14 protein-coding genes are annotated in these 16,399 nt (G+C 65.6%); 10 read left to right on the top strand and 4 right to left on the bottom strand.

Annotated features, from left to right (window positions below):
- Positions 1-42: 42 nt before the first annotated feature.
- Positions 43-1,578: a cobyric acid synthase gene (locus NA5_RS32360; protein ID WP_062992818.1), complete on the top strand. Its 1,536-nt coding sequence runs from the start codon at positions 43-45 to the stop codon at positions 1,576-1,578.
- A 180-nt stretch (positions 1,579-1,758) separates the two neighbouring features.
- Positions 1,759-2,322, top strand: coding sequence for a hypothetical protein (locus tag NA5_RS32355; protein WP_062992817.1), 564 nt, complete (start codon positions 1,759-1,761; stop codon positions 2,320-2,322).
- On the opposite strand, the gene NA5_RS32350 is transcribed toward NA5_RS32355, so the two are convergent.
- Entirely contained in the window at positions 2,302-3,369 is a 1,068-nt protein-coding gene (locus NA5_RS32350; protein ID WP_084484594.1) for an alpha/beta hydrolase, read from the bottom strand. The two genes, NA5_RS32355 and NA5_RS32350, sit on opposite strands and share 21 nt — an antisense overlap.
- Before the next feature lie 259 nt (positions 3,370-3,628).
- Here NA5_RS32350 and mqo point away from each other — a divergent pair, with 259 nt between their 5' ends.
- The 6 genes from mqo (at position 3,629) to NA5_RS32320 (ending at position 10,631) form a co-directional block, all read left to right on the top strand.
- Positions 3,629-5,131, top strand: coding sequence for a malate dehydrogenase (quinone) (gene mqo / locus NA5_RS32345; protein ID WP_062992816.1), 1,503 nt, complete (start codon positions 3,629-3,631; stop codon positions 5,129-5,131).
- A 93-nt stretch (positions 5,132-5,224) separates the two neighbouring features.
- Positions 5,225-5,674 carry a GNAT family N-acetyltransferase gene (locus NA5_RS32340; protein WP_062992815.1) on the top strand — a complete coding sequence of 150 codons (450 nt, stop codon included), beginning with the start codon at positions 5,225-5,227 and terminating at the stop codon, positions 5,672-5,674.
- 188 nt (positions 5,675-5,862) lie between these two features.
- Positions 5,863-8,010, top strand: coding sequence for a VWA domain-containing protein (locus NA5_RS32335; RefSeq protein WP_062992858.1), 2,148 nt, complete (start codon positions 5,863-5,865; stop codon positions 8,008-8,010).
- A 57-nt stretch (positions 8,011-8,067) separates the two neighbouring features.
- The gene (gene cobO, locus NA5_RS32330; RefSeq protein ID WP_062992814.1) at positions 8,068-8,682 is read left to right on the top strand and encodes a cob(I)yrinic acid a,c-diamide adenosyltransferase; all 615 of its coding nucleotides are present in this window, start codon (positions 8,068-8,070) and stop codon (positions 8,680-8,682) included.
- Positions 8,683-8,842: 160 nt separating this feature from the next.
- Positions 8,843-10,255 carry a cobyrinic acid a,c-diamide synthase CobB gene (locus tag NA5_RS32325; protein ID WP_084484592.1) on the top strand — a complete coding sequence of 471 codons (1,413 nt, stop codon included), beginning with the start codon at positions 8,843-8,845 and terminating at the stop codon, positions 10,253-10,255.
- Positions 10,242-10,631, top strand: coding sequence for a cobalamin biosynthesis protein (locus tag NA5_RS32320; protein ID WP_245672496.1), 390 nt, complete (start codon positions 10,242-10,244; stop codon positions 10,629-10,631). The genes NA5_RS32325 and NA5_RS32320 overlap by 14 nt, the downstream gene beginning before the upstream one ends.
- Positions 10,632-10,637: 6 nt before the next feature.
- Here the strand turns inward: NA5_RS32320 and NA5_RS32315 are convergent, their stop codons facing one another.
- Positions 10,638-11,852 (bottom strand): cytochrome P450 family protein, encoded by a 1,215-nt coding sequence (locus NA5_RS32315; protein WP_062992811.1) that lies wholly within the window; start codon positions 11,850-11,852, stop codon positions 10,638-10,640.
- A 223-nt stretch (positions 11,853-12,075) separates the two neighbouring features.
- Here NA5_RS32315 and NA5_RS32310 point away from each other — a divergent pair, with 223 nt between their 5' ends.
- Positions 12,076-12,468 (top strand): VOC family protein, encoded by a 393-nt coding sequence (locus NA5_RS32310; RefSeq protein WP_062992810.1) that lies wholly within the window; start codon positions 12,076-12,078, stop codon positions 12,466-12,468.
- Between the two features lie 72 nt (positions 12,469-12,540).
- On the opposite strand, the gene NA5_RS32305 is transcribed toward NA5_RS32310, so the two are convergent.
- Together NA5_RS32305 and NA5_RS32300 are read right to left on the bottom strand one after the other, a co-directional pair.
- On the bottom strand, positions 12,541-13,638 hold the full coding sequence (locus NA5_RS32305) for an Rv3169 family protein (protein ID WP_062992809.1): 1,098 nt from the start codon (positions 13,636-13,638) through the stop codon (positions 12,541-12,543).
- A 2-nt stretch (positions 13,639-13,640) separates the two neighbouring features.
- Positions 13,641-14,771 (bottom strand): phosphotransferase family protein, encoded by a 1,131-nt coding sequence (locus tag NA5_RS32300; protein ID WP_062992808.1) that lies wholly within the window; start codon positions 14,769-14,771, stop codon positions 13,641-13,643.
- Positions 14,772-15,099: 328 nt separating this feature from the next.
- On the opposite strand from NA5_RS32300, the gene NA5_RS32295 reads away from it, so the two are divergent.
- Complete coding sequence (locus NA5_RS32295) at positions 15,100-16,383, top strand: DoxX family protein (RefSeq protein WP_245672495.1); 1,284 nt, start codon at positions 15,100-15,102, stop codon at positions 16,381-16,383.
- The last annotated feature ends 16 nt before the right edge of the window (positions 16,384-16,399 follow it).

Raw genomic sequence — 16,399 nt, 5'->3', positions numbered from 1 at the left:
ACCGCGCAGTTCGAAGCTCGCGCCGCCGACGGAGCCAGCACATTGAACGGCGCACTGCTGATCGCCGGAACGACCTCCGACGCAGGGAAAAGCGTTGTGGTGGCCGGACTTTGCCGGATGCTCGCCCGGCGCGGCGTTCGAGTCGCGCCGTTCAAGGCGCAGAACATGTCCAATAATTCGGTGGTCACCCTCGATGGTGGCGAGATCGGTCGCGCACAGGCCCTGCAGGCGGCGGCGTGCGGGCTGGAGCCGAGTGTGCGGTTCAATCCGGTCCTGCTCAAACCCGGCAGCGATCGACGCTCGCAGCTCGTGGTGCGCGGCAGGGCAATCGGCACCGTCGGCGCGCGTGACTATTTCCAGCATCGCCGGGATCTGCGCGAAGTCGTTGCCGCCGAACTGGATTCGCTGCGCGCCGAATTCGATGTGGTGATCTGCGAGGGCGCCGGTTCACCCGCCGAAATCAACCTGCGCGCCACCGATCTGGCGAATATGGGTCTCGCCCGGGCGGCGCGACTACCGGTGCTCGTGGTCGGCGATATCGACCGGGGCGGTGTGCTCGCGCACCTGTTCGGCACCGTCGCGGTACTGGAACCCGAAGATCAGCAACTGATCTCCGGCTTCATCGTCAACAAGTTCCGCGGCGATGTCGAGTTGCTTCGTCCCGGACTCGACCGGCTCACCGAGCTGACCGGACGCCCGACCCTCGGTGTCATTCCCTACGCGGACGAACTGTGGATCGACGCGGAGGACTCCCTCGGCACCGTCAGCGACGCACCGGTCGGCCGTCCGAGCCCGCCGATCGGTGCCGAATGGCTCACGGTCGCCGCCATCCGCCTGCCGCGCATCTCCAATTCCACCGATGTCGAAGCGCTGGCCTGTGAGCCCGGTGTCGCGGTGCGCTGGGTCGGTGACCCGTCTCGGCTGGCCGATGCCGACCTGGTGGTACTGCCAGGCAGTAAGGCGACCGTCTCGGATCTGGAGTGGTTGCGGCGCACCGGAATCGCCGATGCGCTGCAGGCCAGGGCCGCAGCGGGGCGGCCGATCCTCGGCATCTGCGGCGGATATCAGATGCTCGGCAGTCGCATCGTCGATCGGGTCGAATCGGATGCGGGCACGGTCGCGGGGTTGGGTCTGCTCGATCTGGAGATCGAATTCGCCGATCCGAAGGTGCTGCGGCGCAGCACCGGGCGGGGTAACGGAATCGCCGTGCACGGCTATGAGATTCACCATGGTCGTGTCCAGCGCAGCGGCGATCCCGCCTGGCTCGAGCTGGACAGCAAACCTGAGGGCACGGTGCGCGGGGCGATCTGGGGCACTCACCTGCACGGCCTGCTGGAATCGGATGACTTCCGTCGCTCCTGGCTCCGCGAGGTCGCCGCCCACGCCGGGCGGCACGGTTTCGTCGTCGCCGAAAATACTTCGGTAGCCGCGATCCGCTCGTCCCAACTCGATCTGCTCGCCGACCTGATCGAACAGCACCTCGACATCGCCCACATCGAGCGCCTGCTCACCGATGGTGCGTCCACCGATCTGCCGACAATCGTCTCCGGTCTGGGAGTCGACAGCACGCCTGTTTGATCAGACCGCACTATTGCCGAAATGCTGTGCGTTCCTGACAACGGTCCAACTCGGTGCGCTGGGCATTCCGGATTCCCGGCGTTAGGGAGGATTGCGGACTCAGGCGCTGGTTCGTTCGTTTCCACTGAGCTCGGCCCTTGCCGACCGAGAAGTCGACTCGAGGCGTGTACCGTATTTCGGGTGAAATCTCGGCGGATCACGGTCGGTGACCGGGCATGGACCGTACGGGTCGACGGCCCGGAGTCTCGGCACAGCGTGCTGCTCTTGCCCGATGCCGGTGATCCGGTCGACGTCTACGACCAGGTGTGTGCGCGTCTGCACACCTCGGACCTGCGCACCATCGCGGTGGAATCGGTAGCGGACCTGGATCCGGCGGGCGTGCACGCCATCCTCGACGAACTCGGCATCCCCTGGGTGAATGTCGCCGGACGCGGTGCGGGCGCGCAGCTGGGCTGGCAGGTCTGCGCGGGTGGTTTCGGCCGGTTCATCAGCCTTGTCGTCGCCGATCGCGGTCATCCCGCGGTACCGGCCGCGGACGGCACCGTCGCGGATCCCACGTGTCGGCCGGTGGAGGTCGCCGCCACCGTGCTGGTCACCAAGAATCTGCCGCGTTCGGTCGCCGATGCCTCCGGTCGCTACGTCTACGGCGAATTCCGGGTGGTGGAGATCGACGTCGACAATGTGGCGACCGAGGCCGACCACGAATTGGCCACCGAGATCGTGCTACGCACCAGCCTCTGGTGATCCGGCGGTCTTCCTGTGGAAGACCGCCAGCCAGTCCAGCCAGCTGTCGAGTTCGGCGAAGGCCTTGGCCAGCGGTTCGGCCGAGGACAGGAAGACATCGTGGCGGGCGCCGTCGATCGGGACGATATTGGTCCGATCACCGAGACAGCCCGACCAGCGCTGAATCTGGCGCACATCGAGCACCGCATCCGCCACATCGACGGCCGGACCGTACTTGCGTGCGAATTTCGTGATGCGTGAACGCAGAATCAACGCGGGCACGCCGACCGAAAGACCCGCCTGCAGCTCGGCGTGCCCATTGCGGATCGCACGCAGCCAGCCGAACCGGACCGGGAAGCCTTCCAGCGGCTTCCAATCCAGGTTGTAATGCCACTCGCCCGCGACGCTGTGGTGCAGGCTGTCGCCGTAGGAGCTGATCTTGCCGCCGGGTAGTTCGAACATCGACCGGAATCGGCCGAGCATCTTGATCACCGGGGTGCCGATGCTCCGATAGTACGAGGGGCCCTGCAGGTCGAACCAGGGGCTGTTGAGCACCAGACCGACGATTCCCGATTTGGCCGTGCCCTTCACCTTGTTGAGCCGGTTCAGCCACAGCGGCACGATGAGTCCGCCGGTCGAGTGCGCGACCAGGAGCACGTTATCGCCCGCCTCTTCCTGGACGATGCGCAGCGACTCGTTCAGTTCGGCGTCGTAGAGCGCCAGATCGGTGACGTAGTGCGGCGTCTGGCCGTCGCGCAGCGAACGACCGCACTTGCGCAGATCCAGGGCGTAGAAGCGATGGCCGCGCCGTGCGAAGTGTTCGGCCAGATGCTGCTGGAAGAAGTAGTCGGTGAAACCGTGCACATACAGCACCGCGGGTTCGGTCGCTGCGGCACCGGTGTCAGGGGTGTAGCGAACGAGTGTCGCCACCGCCTCGCCCTCACCATCGGGGTCCGGACCTAGCGGCAGAGTGCGCTGCTCATAGCCCGCGCCGAGTACATCTGGCTGCCATCGCTCGGCCGCCGGGGCGGTGATATAGGACACGCTGAGCGAGGCTTCGTTCGTCACAACGATCAATGTAGGCGACGTCAGCGCCGTTTCGAAGATCGAAGCCCGGAAGGAATCTATGTCACATTCGGTAGGTTCGTTGCCGGACTTCGAACAGGTGAGGTGCACAATTGGGCTAGGTGAACGGCGGGTAACCTACACCCGCCGAGTCACGCAGGACTCGCAACAACCACATAGCGCCCGTGCCCAGCAGGCCCACCGTGGGGGTGGGCGTGCGCAGAAGGACAAGGAAGTCGATCTACCCGTGCCGAACGCTGCCATGACTGAAAAGACCGATGTAGTACTCATCGGTGCCGGGATCATGAGTGCCACCCTCGGCGCACTGCTTCGGCAGCTGCAGCCGGAATGGTCGATCTCCCTGTTCGAGCGGCTGGACGCGGCCGCCGCCGAGAGCAGCGATCCGTGGAACAACGCGGGCACCGGACACTCCGCACTGTGCGAGCTGAACTACAGCCCGCAGACTCCGGACGGTTCGGTCGATATCAGCAAGGCCATCGACATCAACGAGCGCTTCCAGGTCTCGCGTCAGTTCTGGTCCTACGGCGTGGAGAACGGCATCCTCAGCGATCCCTCCGCCTTCATCAACCCCATCCCGCACGTCAGTTTCGTGCACGGCGCGGACAATGTGGACTACCTACGCAAGCGGTACGAGGCACTGTCGCGGCATCCTCTGTTCTCGACGATGGAATACATCGACAGCCCCGACGAATTCGCCAAGCGACTGCCGCTGATGGCCAGGGGCCGTGACTTCTCCGATCCGATCGCGCTGAACTGGACCGATGAGGGCACCGATATCGACTTCGGTTCGCTCACCAGCGAACTGCTGGCCTACCTCGGCCGCACCGGTGTCGATCTGGCCTTCGGTCACGAGGTGCGCAACCTCACCAAGCAGTCCGACGGTTCCTGGCTGGTGAAGGTGCGTAACCTGCGTACCCGCCGAACCCGCACGCTCATCAGCAAATTCGTCTTCGTCGGCGCCGGTGGCGGTGCGCTGCCGCTGCTGCAGAAGGCGGGCATCAAGGAGGCCAAGGGTTTCGGCGGCTTCCCGATCAGCGGTCAGTTCATCCGCTGCACCAACCCGGATCTGATCGACAAGCACGAGGCCAAGGTCTATGGCAAGGCTGCCGTCGGCGCGCCGCCGATGTCGGTGCCGCATTTGGACACCCGAATCATCAAGGGCCGTCCCGGCCTGCTATTCGGCCCCTACGCCGGGTGGACGCCGAAGTTCCTCAAGGACGGCAAGAACACCGATCTGTTCAAGTCGGTCAAGCCGAACAACATCTTCTCGCTGCTCGGCGTCGGCGTCACCGAACTCGGCCTGACCAAGTACCTGATCAGCGAGCTGCTCAAGTCCGAGGCGGGCAAGGTGGCCACGCTGGAGGAGTTCATTCCGCGCGCGGACGGCCACGACTGGGAGCTGATCACCGCGGGACAGCGCGTGCAGGTCATCCGGCGCAAGGGTGCGGGCGGTGTGCTCGAGTTCGGTACGGCGGTTATCGCGGCCGAAGACGGCACCATTGCGGGTCTGCTCGGCGCGTCGCCCGGCGCGTCAACTTGTGTGAGCGCCATGATCGACGTGTTGCAGCGGTGCTTCCCGCGCGAGTACGACGGCTGGTCGCCGAAGCTGAAGGAAATGGTGCCCTCGCTGGGTGTGAAGCTTTCGGAAAACCAGGCGCTGTTCCAGGAGGTCTGGGATTGGTCGACCAAAACCCTGAACCTGAACGGTGTCTCGGATAACACCCCAAAGCACGCAGGGGTGTGAGCGACGGGGGTTTGCGTAACCACGCAGGCCCCGCGACATCGCAAATTGGACACAGCGGTCGCGCCGAACCCGTAGTTGTGATAGCAAGACTCGATGATGTCAACGGTTGCACTCAAACGGTCCTGGGCGCTCGATCTCGACACCGCCACCCTGTATCAGCTGTTGAAGCTTCGCGTCGAAGTCTTTGTCGTCGAGCAGAAGTGCGCGTACCCGGAGTTGGACGGTCTCGACCTGCTGCCGGAGACGCGCCATTTCTGGCTCGATGACGAGGGCGAGATCATCTCGACGCTGCGGTTGACCGAGGAGCACGAGAACGGTGTGAAATCGTTCCGCATCGGCCGGTTGTGCACCTCGCCTCCTGCGCGCGGACACGGATACACCACTCGCCTGGTGCAGGCCGCGCTCGCCGAGGCAGGCTCGGCGACCGTACGCCTGAGCGCCCAGACCTACCTGGTCGACATGTACGCCAAGTTCGGCTTCAAACCCGACGGCGACGAATTCGAAGAAGACGGCATCATGCACCTCCCCATGCGCAGGGGCTGACCCCCACGCTCTTCGAGCGGTCGCATATCCAGTAACTACCTCGCACAGGGTGTGGCTTGTGCGAGGTAGTCGCTGGGTATGCGAGACCTTGCCGAGTGGCGGGGTGGTGGAAGAGGTTGCCGGGCGGCGCGCTTAGAGTTTGGGGCGTGTCTTTGTCCCGTGCCGAAAACGCGCCACGTGTCCCTTCGCTGACCGGGGTGCGTCCCGGTGCCGAAGGGGATACGGGCTTTCCGTTCTCGGCGGTGGTGGGGCAGGAGCGGTTGCAGCTGGCGTTGATCCTGTGTGCGGTGCATCCCGGGATCGGCGGCGTATTGGTGCGCGGGGAGAAGGGGACCGCGAAATCGACCGTGGTGCGCGCGCTTGCCCAATTGCTGCCGCCCATTGTCGATGAGACGGGTGCACGGCCCGCTCGGCTGGTCGAGCTGCCGGTGGGGGCCACTGAAGACCGGGTGGTCGGTTCTTTGGATCTGGAGCGGGTGCTGCGCGATGGCGAGCAGGCCTTCCGTCCCGGACTGTTGGCGGCCGCGCATCACGGCGTCCTCTACGTCGACGAGGTGAATCTGCTGCACGACCACCTGGTGGACGTGCTGCTCGATGCCGCCGCGATGGGCCGGGTGCATATCGAGCGCGATGGGGTTTCGCATTCGCATCCGGCACGGTTCGTGCTGGTCGGCACCATGAATCCAGAGGAGGGTGAGCTGCGGCCGCAGTTGTTGGACCGGTTCGGGCTCACCGTCGATGTGGCGGCCTCGCGGAATGTGGACGTGCGGATGGCGGTGGTGCGGCGTCGGCTGGACTACGAGGCGGACCCGGCCGGATTCGCCGCGCGCTATGCCGCGGCCGATCGGGAAGTGGCCGAGCGGATTCTCACCGCCCGTGAGCGGGTCGCGTCGGTCGCACTCGATGACGTGGAGCTGCGGCGGATCGCCGCGCTATGCGCGTCCTTCGATGTGGACGGTATGCGGGCCGATCTGGTGGTGGCCAGGACCGCTACCGCGCATGCGGCCTGGCGTGGAGCGGACGCGGTGGCCGCGATGGATGTGCGGGTCGCGGCGGAGCTGGCATTGCCGCATAGGCGGCGGCGGGATCCGTTCGATGAGCCGGGGATCAGCGAAGAGCAGCTGGACGAGGCGATGCGTGCGGCGGGGGTCGAAGCGGAAAAGTCCAGCGAGCGTGCCGAATTGGCGGAGGGCGGGGATCTCGATGGCGGTCGTCCGGACGATGGTGGTTCGCCTGGTCCGGAAAGTCGCTCCGGGGGTACCGATGACGCCGCGCCCGATGGCGGTTCGGATAGTGCATCGAACGATGCGGATGATCCGGACCATGCGATGAACAAGGCGGGCGATCCGGGTGGTGGTCCCAGCAGTGGAGATCCGGATGGTCGAGGACCAGAAGATGATCCAGATGGCGGCCCAGGCAACGGCGGGTCAGGCGCTCCAAGACCCGACGGCGGTCCGGATTCGCCGGGCGGCGGGCAATCACCGTCCGCGCGCGAGGGTCGTATCGGCGCGCCCGCGAAATCAGCTGTGACACCGCCGCGTTGGGAAGTGCCCGGCATCGGCGATGGCGCGGCGGGCCGCCGTTCGCGCGCGCAGACCAGGCAGGGACGCACGGTGCGATCCAGTACCGACACCTCAGGCGGTCTGCATCTGCTCGGCACAGTGTTCGCCGCCGCACCGCACCAGCACGCCCGCGGCCGAGCCGAAGGTCCGTTGAAATTGGCCGCCGATGATCTGCGCGGCGCGTATCGCGAAGGGCGCGAGGGCAATCTGGTGGTCTTCGTGGTCGACGCCTCCGGATCCATGGCGGCGCGCAACCGTCTCTCCGCGGTGACCGGCGCGGTCGTCGCTTTGCTGCGCGACGCATACCAGCGGCGCGACAAGGTCGCGGTGATCACCGTGCGTGGCATGGCAGCCGAACTCGTCCTGCCACCGACCTCCTCGGTGGATATCGCGGTGCGACGCCTGTCCGGGATCCGCACCGGCGGTAAAACCCCGCTCGCCGCAGGACTTTTGAAGGCGCGCGAGGTCGTGCACCGCGAACGCGTCCGCGATCCGCGCCGCCGCCCGATGCTGGTCCTGCTCACCGACGGCCGCGCCACCGGCGGCGTCGATCCGGTGCCCCGCGCCCGCGCCGCCGCGAATCTACTTGCCGCCGAGGCGATCACCTCGATCGTCGTGGACTGCGAACGCGGCATGATCCGCCTCGGCCTCGCCGCCGACCTGGCCCGCACCCTGCGCGCGGGCTACCTCCAACTCGCCGAGCTGACCGGCGATTCGGTCGCCGATATCGTCCGCACCGGATCCGGCCGCCCCGGCGTGACACGGGCCGCGTGACCGTGGCGCAACGGGCCGATGTGGACGTTCTGATCAGTGGGCTACCAAGGAGTTTCGATGCCTAAAGGTGTGCCGGAGACGGTTCCGGATGATGGGCTGACCACGCGCCAGCGGCGCAATTTGCCGGTGCTCGCGGTGCATACCGGGCCGGGCAAGGGAAAGTCGACGGCTGCGTTCGGGATGGCGTTGCGGGCGTGGAATCAGGGATTCGATATTGCGGTATTCCAGTTCGTCAAGAGTGCCAAGTGGAAAGTGGGCGAGGAAGCGGCTTTTCGCACGCTCGGCCGTTTGCACGAGGAGACCGGTGTCGGTGGGCCGGTCGAATGGCACAAGATGGGCGAGGGCTGGTCGTGGACTCGCAAACAGGGCACCGATGGGGACCACGCCGCCGCGGCACTGGCCGGTTGGCGGGAGATCGCGCGCAGGCTTCGGGCCGAACAGCACCGCTTCTACGTCCTCGACGAATTCACCTACCCGCTCAAATGGGGTTGGGTCGATGTCGACGAGGTCGTCGAAACCCTCCGCAACCGCCCCGGCAACCAGCATGTGGTCATCACCGGCCGCGATGCGCCACCAGCGCTCTTGGATGCCGCCGACCTCGTCACCGAAATGACGAAGGTCAAACACCCCATGGACGCGGGCCGCAAAGGCCAGCGAGGCATCGAATGGTGACCGCATCGGTCCGGCGAACACCGGGCTGCCCCTGGGTGCCGCTCGCCGGTCGCGGTCCCGCGCTACTCGACCGCGCGCTGGTGCGGCACGACCCGCCCCCCTTCGCGGCGCTTGGCCTCCTGGCGGGTTCCCCTGAGAGGTTCCGAGAAGGTGTGCGGCCTTGAGCGGGGTTCCCGCGGTGGTGATCGCCGCGCCCGCTTCGGGGAGCGGGAAGACGACGTTGGCGACCGGTTTGATCGGGGCGCTGCGTCGGGCTGGGCATCGGGTGGCGCCGTTCAAGGTAGGGCCGGACTATATCGATCCCGGGTATCACGGGTTGGCGGCTGGGCGGCCCGGTCGCAATCTCGATCCGGTGCTGGTCGGCACGGAACGTGTTGTCCCGCTGTACCGTCACGGTGCCCACGGGTGTGATCTGGCGGTGGTCGAGGGCGTAATGGGCCTGTTCGACGGCCGCATCGATGAGAACCATGTCGCACCGATCGCCGAGGGATCCACCGCGCAGGTCGCCGGATTACTCGGCGCCCCAGTGATTTTGGTGGTCGACGCGCGCGGCCACAGTCAGAGCCTCGCCGCACTCCTGCACGGTTTCGCCACCTTCGATACCGCGATCCGCCTCGGCGGCGTCATCCTGAACCGCGTCGGCAGCGAACGCCACGACCAAGTGCTGCGCGCAGCCTGCGACCGCGTCGGCCTGCCGGTGCTCGGATCACTTCCGCGCATGGCCGAACTCGAGGTCCCCTCCCGCCATCTCGGTCTCATCCCCGCCATCGAACACGGCCACGCCGCAATCGCCGCCGTCGAAGCGATGACCGACCTGGTGGCCGCCCATGTCGATCTCCCCACCATCGCCCGCCTCGCCCGATCGAACATCACCACGCCAGCCTGGGACCCGGTAAACGCGGTGCGCGAATCCGAGGATCGGGTCTCCGCTAAAAGCGTGGCAGCGCCAGGTCCTGTGATCGCGATGGCTGGCGGGCCCGCGTTCACCTTCGGATATGCGGAGCATCGCGAGCTGCTGGAGGCCGCAGGAGCACGAGTGGTGGTCTTCGACCCGATGCGGGATGAACTTCCCACGGGGACAGCCGGTTTGGTATTGCCCGGCGGCTTTCCAGAGGAGCACGCGGCGGCACTCGCGGCCAATGATCGGCTGTTGGCGCAGGTCGCCGAGCAGGCCGGGGCGGGCCTTCCGGTGCATGCCGAATGTGCCGGATTGCTGTACCTCAGCCGGTCGTTGGATGGCCATCCGATGGCCGGTGTAGTCGATGCGACTGCTGAATTCGGCCCCCGCCTGACACTCGGCTATCGAGATGCCGTGGCGCTGGCCGATTCCGTACTATGGCGCGCGGGAGAGCGGGTGCGCGGCCACGAATTCCACCGCACCCACCTGGTCACCACCGGCAGCGAAACTCCCTCCTGGGGTTGGCATACCGCAGGCGACCGTATCCGCGAGGGTGCTCTCATCCACCGCGTGCACGCCTCCTACCTGCACACCCACCCCGCCGGAAATCCCACAGCCATAAGCCGTTTCGTCACGGCGGCTGTCAATTATGTGCACACCCGTGCCACCATCTGACACCTCGGCCGAACCGTTCTTCACCGTCGGTCTCGGATTTCGACCGGGCACATCGACCGAACGAATTCTCGATGCGCTGCGAGAAGTACTGGGCGACAAGCCCATTGCCTGCCTCGCGACCATCGATCGGCGTGCCGATGAACTTCGTGTTGCCGCCGATCACCTGGGTGTCGAGATCCGCACCTTCACGGCGGCCGAACTCGCGCAGGTCGACGTGCCGAACCCCTCGTCGCGCACCGATGACGCGCTCGGCACCGCCAGCGTCGCCGAGGCGGCCGCGCTCCTGGCCGCCGACGGTCCGCTCGTCATTCCCAAGCGGACCGTCGACGGAATAGTGATCGCCGCCGCACTCAGCCCGAAATCACCACTGACGTAACAAAAGTCAGGACACCGTTCCCAATTCGATCGGCAGGGACAACGGTCCGACGGTGAAGAACGAGGGCGAGTATGGAATATCGTCCGGGTCGATGGCGAGCCGCAGCTCCGGCAATCTGCCATAGAGCGAGGCGAGGGCGAGTCGGCTCTCCAATCGGGCCAGCGGTGCGCCGATGCAGTAGCGCGGTCCGTGCCCGAAGCCGAGATGTCCGGTCTGCTCGCGGGTGAGGTCGAAATGGTTCGCGGTCGGGCCGTACTTCTCCGGATCGATGCCGGTCGCCTGATAGGCCACACCGACCGCATTCCCCTTGGGAATGGCCACACCCCCGATCGTCACATCGGTCAGCGTGAAGCGGTAGGTGGTCATCATCACCGAGTGGCGGTACCGCAGCGTCTCCTCGACCACATCCGCCCAACGGTCTTCGGCCTTGGCCACCGCGAGCTGGTCGGGATTCCGATGCAGTGCGACGACGGCGTGGCCGAGTAGATGCACCGTGGTCTCGTGACCGGCGATCAGCATCAGCCAGAGCACGCCCACCAATTCGTCGGTGGTGAGTTGATCGCCCGCATCGCGGGCCTGCACCAGATCGGAGGTCAGGTCGTCACCGGGCTCCTGTTGTTTGCGCTGCACCAGTTCGTGCAGGAACGCCCCGAGTTCGTTCTGGGTCGCGAATGCCACCTCGGGTGGGGTGGTGTGCGCCAACAGCGTGGCGGTCCACTTCCGCAGTCGTGGCCGGTCCGCCTCGGGCACGCCGAACAATTCGGCGATGACCGCCATCGGCAGCGCGTCGGTGAAGGTGGGCACGAGGTCCACTCCGTCCCCGGCCGCGATCATCCCGTCCAGCAGCCCATCGATGATTTCTTGGATGCGCGGTTCCATCGCCTGCACCCGTCGGGGTGTGAACCCCTTCCCGACCAGACCGCGCAACCGACGGTGATCCTCACCGTCTTTCGTCGCCAGATGGTCGCCCTGGACGATGGCCCGTAGCGGCCAGTCCTGCGGGATCGATCCGTCGTACAGTGCGGGCCAATGCTTCGGGTCCCTGGCGAAGGTCTTGTTGTCACCGGCGAGGATCTCCGCAACGGCGTTGTGCGTCAAGGCCAAATAGGCGGGCACACCGCCCGGGAATTCCACTTCGACCACCGGGGCGGTCTGCTGTAGTCGGATGCAGGTGTCGAGCGGGCTTTCGTCGGCGGCGGGGAATGCGGGAAGACTTGTCATGATGACCCCTCGGACAGTGCCGACCCGTTGGCACGGGTATGGAAGATCGGCCGCGTTCGCGGCCAGACCAAGATTCCGCCGAATAACCTTGTTCAGCAAGATGTTTCGTCGGTTTCGGCATAGTGCCAGGTCTCCGGCGCGCCCGCCGGCACGACAGTTCTCAGCCGGGGGAAGCCGATCGAATCGTCACCGATCCCGTGCACCGGCGTGGTTTAGTGGGCTGATGGAGGTCCGAGGTATCGACAATGTGTTGGTTCCGGTCGGTGACCTGGATGCCGCCGTGTCGTTCTACGGTGACGTACTGGGACTGGCGGTGAAGTTCACGCTGCCGGAGCAGGGTATTGCGGTATTCGATGTCGGCGGTGAGGTTGCCGGTGTGATGGCGCGGGTGGATCCGAGTGCGGGTGCGGCCGGGTTGTCCGGAATGCGGCTGTGGTTGGAAGTGCCGGATGCGTCGGCGGCCGCGGCGGAACTCCAAGGCTGTGGCGTGCGGGTGGTGACAGCGCCGTTCGAGGTCGGAACCGGTTGGAGCGTAGAGGTTTCCGATCCATGGGGAAATGTGATCGGGCTGACCGATTATCTGAAGCGTCCCGAATTGGCTCGACCGACGAGCTGAAATTCTTGGTGGCTTCGGCCGTTCGTTCGGGGCTCCGGTGGGCACACATGAACGCATGCCCACCCGAAATCCCTACGGCGCGACCGAACCCCAGTCGGCGAACCCGGTCGGATCGTGGCGCCCGAGACTTCCGTGTTCGAACAGGCCCCACCCCTCGGACGCCCCGCAGCGCGCGTGTGCGACATGGTCGATGACCCCGAACGGGATGCGTCCGGCGATGGCCGGATCGGTGAGGTCGTAACTGCTGCTCGAGGACCAGTCGCGACCCATCCATCGACCGTGCAACCAGTCCGGATCGCCGCCGTATCCGCAGCCGACGTGCAGCGGGATATTGGTGACGGTCCGGACCTCGACCTCGAGCGGCTTACCGTCCTGGGTGGTCAGTTCCAACCGGGCGCCGATGGGATGCCTTGTGCCGGAACGATATTCGATGTAATAGCGGGGCCAGCCCAGCTGTTCGGTGCGACCGTCCGGGAAGATGCGGACCGCGTCGTTGAGGGTGCGCTTCCCGTCGGGTTCCTCCTGCAGGATCAGCACGATGGCGAAATCGTCGAAGCGCAGCGGCACGTACATCCACCAGAATCCGCCGGACGGTTCGGCCGCGGCCCGGCCCGGCGGCTCGGGTTCGCCGACCGGGCGGATACCCCAGGAGCGGTCCCGGGTGCCCATCCAGACGGCCGGGTCGACGGTGAGGTCGGTGCCGTCGACGTGCAGCGTCCCCTCCCATGAGCCGACCTGCGCGAACCGGGTCGCCTGGATGATCGGCCGATTGCCGTTGAGGATCAGATGCGGTTGTTCCTCGACGGCGGGGAACGATCCGTGCCAGGTGAGATCGAAGCCGAGGTCATCGTGCTCGCAGACCACTCGGATTCGCCGCAGCGGTTCCTGCACCTCGACCCGGTAGCCGCCGACTTTCAGGTCGACGCCGCGATCGCCGAGCGCGTCGGAGAAGCGGACCGTGCGCTGGATGTCACCGCGTCGCACGCAGGCGTACGCGTCGATCACCCCGAGGTTCGGATACACCCCGCCGCCGGTGACGAAGAAGGTGCCGCCGTCGCGGTCGTGACCGTTGAAATAGCTTCTGTCGTAGAAGTTCCGGTCGCTGCTTGCGACTCGGGCCATGGACAGATGGGTCTGGTGGATGGGGTATTCGTCAAGGGGGGAAGGCATAGTCAATCCCATTCGTAGGTTCCGTCGAGCAATGCCTCCAGGCTTGCCCGGTGCATCACGTAGTCGTCGCGATCAGGGGTGTCGGTGTCCTCGCCGAAGTGGATCATCCGGCGCTTGACCCTGGCCATCACGATCGCGTGCCGCAGCGCGGCGTACACGATGTAGAAGTCGAGATCGCGAACCGTATATCCGGTGATCCCCTCGTATTTCGCCACGACATCCGCGCGCCGCAGAAAGTCCGGCAATCCGGGCTGATCGAAGCGAGTGGCGAGGTCCTGGAAGAAGCGGTGAATGAAGATGAGCCAGGCGATATCCAGTTCGCGCGGGCCGAGTCCGGCCATCTCCCAATCGAGTACACCGACCGGGGTGAAGCCGTCGTAGAGAATATTGCCCGGTCGCGAATCACCCCAACTCAGCACGTCCGCACCGGGATCGGCGGGCCAGTGCGCATCGAGCCAGTCGAAGGTCCGCTCGATCAGCGGAATCGAATAGCCGTCATCGGCCAATGCCCAGCGGTACCAGTTGCGGTGCCATTCGACATGTCGGCGCAGCGCCTGGCCCGGACCGTCCAGCATCGGGAATCGCGTTGCCGGATCCGGGATTTCGTGCACCTTCGCAATGACCTCGACGGTCTTCGCGGTCAGTTCGGCCCGCTGCTCGGGACTCGCGTCGAAAAGCCAGCCGATGAACACATACGGCGGATTGTCCGAGGGCACCCGACCCGCGATCCGTCGCATGACGAAAAACTTGGTGCCGAGCGCCTTCTCGTCGGTTTCCAGCCAGCACAGTTCGGGGACCGGCACCGCCGAGGCGGCCGCGACCCCGGCCATGATCTGGTATTGCAGCTCCAGGTCATAGTTTTCGAAGACCGGGAAGGAATCGGCCTCCGGTGTCATTCTGGCCACGAACGAGCCGCCGTCGGCGCGCCCGTCCACAGTCCATTCGGCATCGAAGAGCACGGTAGGGCTCGACATCCCCGCCCCCTGCGGCCGCGACAGCGCCGAAATCTTGGGCGGGTGATCCGCGTGGACCTTGCCGTCCAGCCACCGGGACAGGTCCTCGGCGAGGGTGTCGAGGTCCCGTGCGCTGACGGTCAGCTGCCGTCGCGCGGTGGGATCGGGATCGTCGGCCATTCTTTGTCCTCCTGACGCATGTGCCTGCGGAAACTGTAACGCGTTCTAGTCGGTGCTTACCGTAGAAATTCGAAGAAATCGAGCGACCCTCACTGGGTGATATTCGGTATTGACAAGCCACCGCAGCGGGTGGGAGGTCATACTTCCGGCGGAGTCGGGTTGGGTGGAAATCGGGGTTTTCCTGGAAGCGGGCGGTGATCGCGCGCCGATAGTGTCGGCTGACGTGGAGTGGAGCGAGGGAGGGATCGGTGTGAGTGCGGTCGGTACAGAGGTTCTCGATCGAGCAGACAGCGTGATACCTCCCGAGCCGCCGCTCCGGTGGAATCCATTGACCCGGATCGCTTTTCGGTTCTCCTTCGTCTATTTCGGACTGTTCTGCCTGCTGTTCACCCAGATTCCGTTCGCCTTCGCCGGGCTGCTCGCCGAATCGCTGCCCGACGATGCGGTGCTCTGGGAATTTCGCGCCTTGCGTCCGATCATCGAACCGGCCGGACGACTATTCTTCGATACCGATGTCGTACTGCGCGAGGATTCGGGCAGCGGCGATCAATACTTCATCTGGACATTCGTCTTCTGCGTGCTTATCGCCGCGGCGGTGGCGACCTTGATCTGGACCGGGTTGGATCGGCGCAGGCCGAACTATCGGCGGCTACAGGCCTGGTTCCTGCTCGTCATCCGGTTATGCCTGGGCGGACAGATGCTGCTCTACGGTTTCGCCAAGGCGATTCCGACGCAGATGCCGGAGCCGACACTGGCGAAACTGCTGCAACCATATGGTGAGTTCAGCCCCGCCTCGGTGCTGTGGAATCAGGTCGGGAGTTCACCCAGCTACGAGATCCTGCTCGGCTGCGCCGAGGTGCTCGGCGGACTGCTGCTGTTCCTGCCGAGGACCGCGACGCTCGGCGCAATGCTGAGCCTGGTGAGCCTGGCGCAGGTGTTCGTGCTCAATATGACCTTCGACGTCCCGGTCAAGATCCTGGCCTTTCACCTCGTGCTGCTGAGCGTGGTGCTGCTCGCACCGCAGGCGCGGCGGTTGGCGAATGTGCTGGTGCTGAACCGGTCCTCCGACCCCGCCGTGCAACCGGATCCGTTCCGTAGCAACCGAACTCGTTGGATCGCGATCGTACTGCAAGTCGCACTGGGTGTGTGGATGGCATCGGGCTTCGTGCACAACGGCCTGAAGTACTGGAACGACGGTGGCGGTGGCAGCCCGAAGCCGCCCCTGTACGGCATCTGGAAGGTATCGGAATTCACCAAGGACGGTGTGCCGGTACCGCCGCTGACCACCGACGAGACACGTTGGCAGCGGGTGGTTTTCGATGTATCGGGAATGACTTACCAGAAGATGGACGGCACCCTGGTGCCCGCGGTCCCCGCTGTCGATACCGCCGCCCACAAGATTACGGTGTCCGCGCCTCCTGAGCGGCGGGACGCGCAACCCGCGCAGATCGCCGACTTCACCTTCGAACAGCCCGCGCCCGACCGCCTGACGCTCAACGGACAGCTGAACGGTCGGCCGGTGACCATCACCTTGCAGCAGGTCGATCTGAACAGCTTCGCGCTGCGCGGCCGCGGGTTCAACTGGGTGCAGGACTATCCGTACTTCCGCTGAAATCCCTTGTCCGACA

It is taken from the genome of Nocardia anaemiae NBRC 100462 (assembly GCF_001612725.1).
Lineage (GTDB): Bacteria > Actinomycetota > Actinomycetes > Mycobacteriales > Mycobacteriaceae > Nocardia > Nocardia anaemiae.
Note: the sequence above shows the minus strand (reverse complement) of the source record. Positions and strands in the feature narration are given on the sequence as shown.